General features: G+C 60.1%; 5 protein-coding genes and 1 pseudogene. 5 read left to right on the top strand and 1 reads right to left on the bottom strand.

Features of this window, described 5'->3' with window-relative positions:
- Positions 1 to 174: 174 nt before the first annotated feature.
- On the top strand, positions 175 to 4,386 hold the full coding sequence (gene rpoC / locus H6M51_RS12650; RefSeq protein WP_185810200.1) for a DNA-directed RNA polymerase subunit beta': 4,212 nt from the start codon (positions 175 to 177) through the stop codon (positions 4,384 to 4,386).
- A gap of 145 nt (positions 4,387 to 4,531) precedes the next feature.
- On the opposite strand, the gene H6M51_RS12655 is transcribed toward rpoC, so the two are convergent.
- Positions 4,532 to 4,825, bottom strand: coding sequence for a transcriptional regulator (locus H6M51_RS12655; protein ID WP_185810201.1), 294 nt, complete (start codon positions 4,823 to 4,825; stop codon positions 4,532 to 4,534).
- Between the two features lie 507 nt (positions 4,826 to 5,332).
- Between H6M51_RS12655 and rpsL the strand changes: the two genes are divergently transcribed.
- The 4 genes and pseudogenes from rpsL to H6M51_RS24960 form a co-directional block, all read left to right on the top strand.
- Complete coding sequence (gene rpsL / locus H6M51_RS12660) at positions 5,333 to 5,704, top strand: 30S ribosomal protein S12 (protein WP_003507760.1); 372 nt, start codon at positions 5,333 to 5,335, stop codon at positions 5,702 to 5,704.
- 86 nt (positions 5,705 to 5,790) lie between these two features.
- Positions 5,791 to 6,261 carry a 30S ribosomal protein S7 gene (gene rpsG / locus H6M51_RS12665; RefSeq protein WP_113462470.1) on the top strand — a complete coding sequence of 157 codons (471 nt, stop codon included), beginning with the start codon at positions 5,791 to 5,793 and terminating at the stop codon, positions 6,259 to 6,261.
- A 32-nt stretch (positions 6,262 to 6,293) separates the two neighbouring features.
- Positions 6,294 to 8,393: an elongation factor G gene (gene fusA, locus H6M51_RS12670; protein WP_138289771.1), complete on the top strand. Its 2,100-nt coding sequence runs from the start codon at positions 6,294 to 6,296 to the stop codon at positions 8,391 to 8,393.
- A gap of 72 nt (positions 8,394 to 8,465) precedes the next feature.
- Positions 8,466 to 8,540, top strand: a pseudogene (locus H6M51_RS24960) (elongation factor Tu); the annotation flags it as partial.

Here is an 8,540-nt window from a genome sequence, read left to right on the forward strand (position 1 = left end):
GGAAAACGCCTCGCACGCCATTCCCGGCTCGCCCCGAAGGCCAATATCGGGGAGGGACGGGGAGTTTCGCCGCATTTCGCGGTTATTGTCATTTCAGGGTCCGGCGCGGCATCCCGGGACTTCGCCGCAACCGCGACCCAATCGAGGGCTCTTTGCCCCATCAAGGAGACAGGCATGAACCAAGAGGTCATGAACCTTTTCAACCCGCAGGTGCCGGCCCAGCACTTCGACAGCATCCGGATCTCGATCGCGAGCCCGGAAAAGATCCTTTCCTGGTCCTACGGCGAGATCAAGAAGCCGGAAACCATCAACTACCGCACGTTCAAGCCCGAGCGTGACGGCCTCTTCTGCGCGCGTATCTTCGGACCGATCAAGGACTACGAGTGCCTGTGCGGCAAGTACAAGCGCATGAAGTACAAGGGCATCATCTGCGAAAAGTGCGGCGTCGAAGTCACGCTGTCGCGCGTTCGCCGCGAGCGCATGGGCCACATCGAGCTCGCAGCCCCGGTCGCCCACATCTGGTTCCTGAAGTCGCTGCCGTCGCGCATCTCCACGCTGCTGGACATGACGCTGAAGGATGTCGAGCGCGTTCTCTACTTCGAGAACTACATCGTGACCGAGCCGGGCCTCACCTCGCTCAAGGAAAACCAGCTGCTCTCTGAAGAAGAGTACATGATGGCCGTCGACGAGTTCGGCGAAGACCAGTTCACCGCCATGATCGGTGCTGAAGCCATCTATGAAATGCTGGCCTCGATGAACCTCGAGCGTATCGCTGGCGATCTGCGTTCCGAGCTTGCCGACACCACGTCGGATCTCAAGCAGAAGAAGCTGATGAAGCGCCTGAAGATCGTCGAGAACTTCATGGAGTCGGGCAACCGTCCGGAATGGATGATCATGAAGGTCGTTCCGGTCATCCCGCCGGATCTGCGCCCGCTCGTTCCGCTTGATGGCGGCCGCTTCGCGACGTCTGACCTGAACGATCTCTATCGTCGCGTCATCAACCGCAACAATCGTCTGAAGCGCCTGATCGAACTGCGCGCTCCGGGCATTATCATCCGCAACGAAAAGCGCATGCTGCAGGAATCTGTGGACGCGCTCTTCGACAACGGCCGTCGTGGTCGCGTCATCACCGGCGCCAACAAGCGTCCGCTGAAGTCGCTCTCCGACATGCTCAAGGGCAAGCAGGGCCGCTTCCGTCAGAACCTGCTCGGCAAGCGCGTCGACTATTCCGGTCGTTCGGTCATCGTGACCGGTCCGGAACTGAAGCTGCACCAGTGCGGTCTGCCGAAGAAGATGGCGCTCGAACTGTTCAAGCCGTTCATCTACGCCCGCCTCGACGCCAAGGGTTATTCCTCGACCGTCAAGCAGGCCAAGAAGCTGGTTGAAAAGGAAAAGCCGGAAGTCTGGGATATCCTCGACGAGGTCATCCGCGAGCATCCGGTTCTCCTGAACCGCGCACCGACGCTGCACCGCCTGGGCATCCAGGCCTTCGAACCGATCCTGGTCGAAGGCAAGGCGATCCAGCTGCACCCGCTCGTGTGCACGGCCTTCAACGCCGACTTCGACGGTGACCAGATGGCCGTTCACGTGCCGCTGTCGCTCGAAGCCCAGCTCGAAGCCCGCGTCCTGATGATGTCGACGAACAACATCCTGCACCCGGCAAACGGTCAGCCGATCATCGTGCCGTCGCAGGACATGGTTCTCGGCCTGTACTACCTGTCGATCCAGAACCAGAACGAGCCGGGCGAAGGCATGGCCTTCTCCGACATGGGCGAACTGCACCATGCTCTGGAAAACAAGGTCGTCACGCTGCACGCCAAGATCCGTGGCCGCTTCAAGACCGTCGACGCCGAGGGCAACCCGGTCTCGAAGATCTATGAAACCACGCCTGGCCGCATGATCATCGGCGAACTCCTGCCGAAGAACGTCAATGTGCCCTTCGACATCTGCAACCAGGAAATGACCAAGAAGAACATCTCCAAGATGATCGACACGGTCTACCGCCATTGCGGCCAGAAGGACACGGTCATCTTCTGCGACCGCATCATGCAGCTCGGTTTCACCCATGCCTGCCGCGCCGGCATTTCGTTCGGCAAGGACGACATGATCATCCCGGAAACCAAGGCGAAGATCGTTGGCGACACCGAAACGCTGGTCAAGGAATACGAGCAGCAGTACAACGACGGCCTGATCACCCAGGGCGAGAAGTACAACAAGGTCGTTGACGCCTGGGGCAAGGCCACCGAAAAGGTCGCCGAGGACATGATGGCCCGCATTAAGGCGGTCGAGTTCGACCCCGAGACTGGTCGCCAGAAGCCGATGAACGCCATCTACATGATGTCCCACTCGGGTGCGCGTGGTTCACCGAACCAGATGCGTCAGCTGGGCGGCATGCGCGGCCTCATGGCCAAGCCGTCGGGCGAAATCATCGAAACGCCGATCATCTCGAACTTCAAGGAAGGTCTGACCGTTAACGAGTACTTCAACTCGACCCACGGTGCCCGTAAGGGTCTCGCAGACACCGCTCTGAAGACCGCGAACTCCGGTTACCTAACCCGTCGTCTCGTCGACGTGGCCCAGGATTGCATCGTCAACATGGTCGATTGCGGCACCGACAAGGGCCTGACCATGACGGCGATCGTCGATGCCGGTCAGGTCGTTGCCTCCATCGGCGCTCGCGTTCTCGGTCGAACCGCGCTCGACGACATCGATCATCCGGTCACGGGTGAGCGCATCGTCGATGCCGGCCAGATGATCCTCGAGCCGCATGTCGTGGAAATCGAGAAGGCCGGTATCCAGTCGATCCGCATCCGTTCGGCCCTGACCTGCGAAGTTCAGACCGGCGTCTGCTCGATCTGCTACGGTCGCGACCTTGCTCGCGGTACACCTGTCAACATGGGTGAAGCCGTCGGCGTCATCGCCGCTCAGTCGATCGGTGAGCCGGGCACCCAGCTCACCATGCGTACCTTCCACCTGGGCGGTACCGCGACGGTGGTTGACCAGTCGTTCCTGGAAGCCTCGTACGAAGGTACGGTGCAGATCAAGAACCGCAACATCCTGCGCAACTCTGATGGCAATCTGATTGCCATGGGCCGCAGCATGGCCATCACCATCCTCGACGAGCGTGGTGTGGAGCGGTCCTCGCAGCGCGTTGCCTATGGTTCGAAGGTCTTCGTCGACGACGGCGACAAGGTGAAGCGCGGCCAGCGTCTCGCCGAATGGGATCCGTACACCCGCCCGATGATGACGGAAGTCGAGGGTATCGTGCACTTCGAGGACGTCGTCGACGGCCTCTCGGTTCTCGAAGCCACCGACGAGTCGACCGGTATCACCAAGCGTCAGGTTATCGACTGGCGTTCGACCCCGCGCGGTTCGGACTTGAAGCCGGCGATCGTCATCAAGGACGCCAGCGGCAACGTGCTCAAGGTCGCCCGTGGCGGCGAGGCACGCTTCCAGCTGTCCGTCGATGCGATCCTGTCGGTCGAGCCCGGCCAGAAGGTGTCTCAGGGTGACGTTCTCGCGCGTTCGCCGCTCGAAAGCGCCAAGACCAAGGACATCACCGGTGGTTTGCCGCGTGTTGCCGAACTGTTCGAAGCCCGTCGTCCGAAGGACCACGCCATCATCGCTGAGATCGATGGTACGATCCGTCTCGGCCGTGACTACAAGAACAAGCGTCGCGTCATCATCGAGCCGGCGGAAGACGGTGTCGAGCCGGTCGAATACCTGATCCCGAAGGGCAAGCCCTTCCACCTTCAGGAAGGCGACTACATCGAAAAGGGTGACTACATCCTCGACGGTAACCCGGCTCCGCACGACATCCTGGCGATCAAGGGCGTCGAGGCACTCGCCTCGTACCTGGTCAACGAAATCCAGGAAGTCTACCGTCTGCAGGGCGTTGTGATCAACGACAAGCACATCGAGGTGATCGTTCGCCAGATGCTGCAGAAGGTCGAGATCACCGACTCGGGAGACAGCCAGTACATCGTCGGCGACAATGTCGACCGTATCGAACTGGATGACATGAACGAGCGCCTGATCGAGGAAGGCAAGAAGCCGGCATACGGCGAACCCGTCCTCCTCGGCATCACCAAGGCCTCGCTGCAGACGCCGTCGTTCATCTCGGCTGCATCCTTCCAGGAAACCACCAAGGTTCTCACGGAAGCTGCAATCGCCGGCAAGACCGACACGCTGCAGGGCCTGAAGGAAAACGTCATCGTCGGCCGCCTGATCCCGGCTGGTACCGGCGGTACCATGACGCAGATCCGCCGCATCGCCTCTTCGCGCGACGACCTCATCCTCGAGGAGCGCAAGAAGGGCACGGGCGCCGACGTGGCGACCCCGATGCTGCAGAACCTCGCTGGCGAAAGCGCGCCTGCCGCCGAGTAATCGGCGCTCAGGTTGCAAGAACAAAGGCCGCCCGGAGCGATCCGGGCGGCCTTTTTTTTTCTTTATCGGGGGAGGGCTATCTTGCGCCAACGAAAGAGGCCGATCGCAAGCGACCGGCCTTGAATCATACCCAGGGAATTGTGGCTCAGGCGAAACGGATGATCGCCACTTCACCTTCCAGCGCGCCCTGATAGGCAGAAGCATGCGGCTCTTCGTCCGGTGCGCCGGTAATCATGCCGATCTGGTCAAGATCCGCTTCCAGAAAACCCTCTTCGGACAGCGCGTTCAGGGTCATCCGGACAGCCGTGTCGTCGTCCGGGGCCGTCAGCATGACATGCAGGTCGATCGGTTCGCCGCCTTCGGTCTCGTAGGCCTTGGCGATCACGATGAACACCATCGGCTCGTCGCGGTTGTTGTCATTGTCGGGACTGGTGATCATGGCGCCTGGTCTTCCTGTTGTGGCGGATCGATTCTTCGCCGCGGCCGATTCGACCAGACGGGCAGGGCGGTTGACCCTCTCTCAATACCTATCTAGAAGTTTCCGGCCGCAATCCAAGCCAAATTGTTGCAGTGCCCTCTTTTTCCTGTGCCGAAACCGCCGGACTCCTGGTCGGGCAGGGCGGTCCGGGCATTAATTGTCAGATGTGACTTGACGTTAAGGGGGGAAAACAGTAGTACCCCGCCCATCGGAGCCCATGTGAGGTTGGCTTTTTCGGGACGACGCGTCCTGAAGTTCATCTCAAACAGGTCTCCAAACGCACGTTGACGACACGAATGCTGCTCGCACGACGCACTCTTGCAGTGCGTCCTCTGTCTTTTGTGGTCCATCCGCGAAAACGGGTCGGGCCACATTTTGCGCATGAAGAAAACAGTGCGGCCGCCGCCGGAAACGGCAACCACCAGGGCCTGAAAGGGCTTGAGACTAGATTTTGCAAGGGATGGGTATATGCCTACCGTAAACCAGCTGATCCGCAAGCCGCGTCAGGCACAGGTAAAGCGCAATAAGGTTCCTGCTCTGCAGGAAAACCCGCAGAAGCGCGGCGTTTGCACCCGCGTCTACACCACGACCCCGAAGAAGCCGAACTCGGCTCTGCGTAAGGTCGCCAAGATCCGCCTGACCAATGGCTTCGAAGTCATCGGCTACATTCCGGGCGAAGGTCACAACCTGCAGGAACACTCTGTCGTCATGATCCGTGGCGGCCGCGTCAAGGACTTGCCGGGTGTTCGTTACCACATCATCCGCGGCGTTCTCGACACCCAGGGCGTCAAGAACCGCAAGCAGCGCCGCTCGAAGTACGGTGCGAAGCGTCCGAAGTAAGCTTCGGTCCTTCATTCATCAGATACCGGCGCTGCGCGAGGTTCTCCGCGTGATAAAGCGTCCCTAACCGTTGAGAGACAAATAGTATGTCCCGTCGCCATAGTGCAGAAAAGCGTGAGATCAACCCGGATCCGAAGTTCGGCGATCTCGTTGTCACCAAGTTCATGAACGCCATCATGCTTCACGGCAAGAAGTCGGTCGCTGAAAGCATCGTCTACGGTGCCTTCGACGTCGTTCAGAACAAGTCCAAGCAGGAACCGATTGCCGTCTTCCATCAGGCGCTCGACAACGTCGCGCCGCATGTTGAAGTCCGTTCGCGCCGCGTTGGTGGTGCAACCTACCAGGTCCCGGTCGACGTTCGTCCGGAGCGCCGCCAGGCTCTCGCGATCCGCTGGCTGATCACCGCTGCCCGCAAGCGCAACGAGACCACTATGGTCGACCGCCTCTCCGGCGAGCTGCTCGACGCAGCGAACAACCGCGGTAGCGCCGTCAAGAAGCGCGAAGACACCCACAAGATGGCCGATGCAAACCGCGCCTTCTCGCATTACCGCTGGTAATCAACCGATCGAATATCGAAAGGCAGTCCGTTATGGCTCGCGAATATAAAATCGAAGACTACCGCAACTTCGGTATCATGGCGCATATTGACGCCGGCAAGACCACGACCACCGAGCGTATCCTCTACTACACCGGTAAGTCTCACAAGATCGGCGAAGTTCATGACGGCGCAGCCACCATGGACTGGATGGAGCAGGAGCAGGAGCGTGGCATCACGATCACGTCTGCTGCCACCACGACCTTCTGGAAGGGTCGCGACGGCAAGATGCGCCGCTTCAACATCATCGACACCCCCGGCCACGTTGACTTCACCATTGAAGTCGAGCGTTCGCTGCGCGTTCTCGACGGTGCGATCGCTCTTCTCGACGCCAACGCCGGCGTTGAGCCGCAGACCGAAACCGTCTGGCGTCAGGCTGAGAAGTACAACGTCCCGCGGATGATCTTCTGCAACAAGATGGACAAGACCGGTGCTGACTTCTACCGCTCGGTAGAAATGATCAAGACCCGTCTTGGCGCCACCGCTGTTGTCATGCAGCTGCCGATCGGCGCTGAAAGCGACTTCAAGGGCGTTGTCGACCTGATCGAGATGAACGCTCTGATCTGGCGCGACGAGTCCCTCGGCGCTGCCTGGGACGTTGTCGAAATCCCTGCCGACCTGAAGGAAAAGGCCGAGGAATATCGCGAAAAGCTGATCGAGACCGTTGTCGAGATCGACGAAGAAGCGATGGAAGCCTACCTGAACGGCGACATGCCGGACAACGACAAGATCCGCGAACTCGTTCGTCGCGGCACCATCGACGTCAAGTTCCACCCGATGTTCTGCGGCACCGCCTTCAAGAACAAGGGCGTTCAGCCGCTCCTCGACGCGGTTGTCGACTACCTGCCGTCGCCGCTCGACATCCCGGCCATCAAGGGCATCGACTTCAAGACCGAAGCCGAAATCGAGCGCCATGCAGATGACGCCGAGCCGCTTTCGATGCTGGCGTTCAAGATCATGAACGACCCCTTCGTCGGTTCGCTCACCTTCGCCCGCATCTATTCCGGCAAGCTCGAAAAGGGCTCGTCGGTCATGAACACGGTCAAGGACAAGCGCGAGCGCGTCGGCCGCATGCTGCAGATGCACTCGAACTCCCGTGAAGACATCGAAGAAGCCTTTGCAGGCGACATCGTTGCTCTGGCCGGTCTCAAGGAAACCACCACGGGTGACACGCTCTGCGATCCCCTGAAGCCGGTTATCCTTGAGCGCATGGAATTCCCCGAGCCGGTCATCCAGATCGCGATCGAGCCGAAGTCCAAGGGCGACCAGGAAAAGATGGGCCTCGCGCTCAACCGCCTGGCAGCAGAAGACCCGTCCTTCCGCGTCAAGACCGACCAGGAATCCGGCCAGACCATCATCGCTGGCATGGGCGAACTTCACCTCGACATCATCGTCGACCGTATGCGTCGCGAGTTCAAGGTTGAAGCCAACGTCGGTGCGCCGCAGGTTGCTTACCGCGAAACCATCACGCGTCAGCACGAAGAAGACTACACGCACAAGAAGCAGTCCGGTGGTACCGGTCAGTTCGCGCGCGTCAAGATCGTCTTCGAACCGAACCCGGAAGGCGACGACTTCAAGTTCGAATCCAAGATCGTCGGCGGTGCTGTTCCGAAGGAATACATCCCGGGCGTTCAGAAGGGTATCGAAAGCGTTCTGTCTTCGGGTCCGCTCGCTGGCTTCCCGATGCTGGGCGTCAAGGCCACCCTCATCGACGGTGCCTTCCACGACGTCGACTCGTCGGTTCTCGCCTTCGAAATCGCATCGCGTGCCTGCTTCCGTGAAGCAGCCAAGAAGGCCGGCGCTCAGCTGCTCGAGCCGATGATGCGCGTCGAAGTCGTGACCCCGGAAGATTACGTCGGCGACGTTATCGGCGACCTGAACTCCCGCCGTGGCCAGATCCAGGGCCAGGAACAGCGCGGCATCGCGATCGTGATCAACGCTCACGTCCCGCTCGCCAACATGTTCAAGTACGTCGACAACCTGCGCTCCATGTCGCAGGGCCGCGCCCAGTACTCGATGGTCTTCGACCATTACGCACCGGTCCCGTCGAACGTTGCTGCAGAAATCCAGGCAAAGTATTCCGGTCAGAAGTGACCGGGATACGCCGTCCGTCCTATTGAATATTTGAATTTCCCCTGACGGGGACCACAAAATGGAGAGCCGAAAATGGCAAAGAGTAAGTTTGAGCGCAACAAGCCGCACGTCAACATCGGCACGATCGGCCACGTCGACCACGGCAAG

The organism is Rhizobium sp. AQ_MP (assembly GCF_014237835.1).
In the GTDB taxonomy this organism is placed as follows: domain Bacteria; phylum Pseudomonadota; class Alphaproteobacteria; order Rhizobiales; family Rhizobiaceae; genus Allorhizobium.

Coding starts and splice junctions, on each gene's coding strand:
- rpoC (WP_185810200.1), top strand. CDS start 175: ATGAACCAAGAGGTCATGAACCTTTTCAACCCGCAGGTGCCGGCCCAG.
- rpsG (WP_113462470.1), top strand. CDS start 5,791: ATGTCCCGTCGCCATAGTGCAGAAAAGCGTGAGATCAACCCGGATCCG.
- fusA (WP_138289771.1), top strand. CDS start 6,294: ATGGCTCGCGAATATAAAATCGAAGACTACCGCAACTTCGGTATCATG.
- rpsL (WP_003507760.1), top strand. CDS start 5,333: ATGCCTACCGTAAACCAGCTGATCCGCAAGCCGCGTCAGGCACAGGTA.
- H6M51_RS12655 (WP_185810201.1), bottom strand. CDS start 4,825: ATGATCACCAGTCCCGACAATGACAACAACCGCGACGAGCCGATGGTG.